Genomic DNA, 1,968 nt, shown 5'->3' on the forward strand with positions numbered 1-1,968 from the left:
GGTGGAGAACGCCGCGGAGATCGGGATCGAGCACAACCTCGGCCTCACCTGCGACCCGGTGGGCGGCCTGGTGCAGATCCCCTGCATCGAGCGCAACGCGATCGCCTCCATCAAGGCCATCACCGCGGCGCGGATGTCGGTACGCGGCGACGGCGCACACCACGTGAGCCTGGACAAGGCCATCAAGACCATGCGGGAGACCGGCGCCGACATGAAGGACAAGTACAAGGAGACCGCTCGTGGCGGGCTCGCGCTCAACATCGTCGAGTGCTGACCGGCCGAGAACTCTCACCCCCGCACACTGAGGAGGACATCGTGGCGCGAACCTTCACTCTCACTCTCCGGTGCCCGCAACGGACGGGCATCGTCCACGCGGTGACCGAGTTCCTGGTCGAGCGGGGGTGCGACATCGTCGAGCACAAGCAGTTCGACGACGACGTCCGCGGCCGACTGTTCCTGCGGACGTCGTTCTCGTGCTCGGCGCCGGAGCTGGGCGTCGGCGACCTCCGGCGCGAGTTCGTCGCCGTGGCACGGGAGTTCGCCATGGAGTTCCAACTGTGGGACGAGCGGAAGCCGCGCGTCCTGGTGATGGTGTCCAAGACCGCCCACTGCCTCAACGACCTGTTGTTCCGCTGGCGTGCGGGCAACCTCGGCGGGGAGATCGTCGGCGTGGTGTCCAACCACGAGGACCTGCGCCCCATGGCCGAGGCGGCGGGTCTGGACTTCGTCCACGTGCCGGTGACCGCCGAGACCAAGGCCGCCGCCGAGGCGCGCGTGCTGGAGCTCGTCGACGAGTACGACGCCGACCTCGTGGTGCTCGCCAGGTACATGCAGGTCCTCTCCGACGACCTGTGCGCCAAGCTCGAAGGACGCGTGATCAACATCCACCACTCGTTCCTGCCGGGTTTCAAGGGCGCGAAGCCCTACCACCGGGCCTACGAGCGCGGCGTGAAGTACGTCGGGGCGACCGCGCACTACGTGACCGCCGACCTCGACGAGGGCCCGATCATCGAGCAGGAGGTGCTGCGGGTGGACCACTCCCACGACCCGCGCGCGCTGGCGACGGTGGGCCGCGACGCAGAGGCGCTCGCGCTGTCCCGGGCGGTGCGCTGGCACTGCGAACACCGGGTCCTGCTCAACGGCCGCGGCACCGTCGTCTTCCGATGACCCCCGGGGCTGTCCCGCCCCCGACACCCCCCAAGGACGGACATCGTGATGCACAGTCAGACCATCGGCGACTTCCTGGCCGAACTCGCGGCCCGGACACCCGCCCCCGGAGGCGGCGCCACCGCCGCCGTGCACGCGGCCCAGGCCGCCGCGCTGGTCGGCATGGTGGCCCGGTACAGCGACGGCGCGCGCTTCGCCGAGCACGCCGAGGAGATCTCCGACATCGGGCGGACCGCCGACCGGCTGCGGACCGAGGCACTGGATGTCGCGGAGGCGGACGCGCAGGCCTTCTCGGCCGTCGCCGACGCCTACGCGCTGCCCCGGTCGACCGACGACGAGAAGGCGGCGCGCTCCGCCGCCATGGCCGCGGCCCTGCGGGAGGCCTGCGAACCGCCCGTCGCGGCCATCGGGGCCGCCGTCGAGATCGTCTCGCTGGCCGAGCGGATCCTGCCGGTCGGCAACCGCAACGTGATCACCGACGTGGCCGCGGCGGCCCAGGCCGCCCGCGCCGCCGCCACCACGGCCCGGGTGAACATCGAGGTCAACCTGGGCGGCATCGGGGACGACGAGGCACGGGTGGAGTTCTCCGCCGCGGCCCGGTCCGTCGACCCCGTCGTCGAACGGGCGGAGAAGGTCACCGCCGCGGTCAGGAAGGAGCTCACCGGATGACCACCGTGACGACGTCGGAGCACCGCGTCACCACCGCGCTGTCGGGCAAACCGCTGGCCGCACAGATCCGGCGGCGCGTCCGGGAGGAGGCCGCCGACCTGGGGGCGGCGGGCACCCAGCCGAGGCTGGGGG

The 1,968-nt window shown here is 71.8% G+C and carries 3 protein-coding genes; all 3 read left to right on the top strand.

Annotated features, from left to right (window positions below; all coding sequences use genetic code 11):
* On the top strand, positions 1-274 hold a 274-nt coding region (locus D471_RS35120; RefSeq protein WP_040690309.1), incomplete at its 5' end, for an L-serine ammonia-lyase, iron-sulfur-dependent, subunit alpha.
* 41 nt (positions 275-315) lie between these two features.
* Positions 316-1,167, top strand: a complete 852-nt coding sequence (gene purU, locus D471_RS0118945) for a formyltetrahydrofolate deformylase (RefSeq protein WP_017600067.1) — start codon at positions 316-318, stop codon at positions 1,165-1,167.
* Between the two features lie 48 nt (positions 1,168-1,215).
* Positions 1,216-1,836, top strand: coding sequence for a cyclodeaminase/cyclohydrolase family protein (locus D471_RS0118950; RefSeq protein WP_017600068.1), 621 nt, complete (start codon positions 1,216-1,218; stop codon positions 1,834-1,836).
* The last annotated feature ends 132 nt before the right edge of the window (positions 1,837-1,968 follow it).

This window comes from Nocardiopsis lucentensis DSM 44048 (genome assembly GCF_000341125.1).
Classification (GTDB): domain Bacteria; phylum Actinomycetota; class Actinomycetes; order Streptosporangiales; family Streptosporangiaceae; genus Nocardiopsis; species Nocardiopsis lucentensis.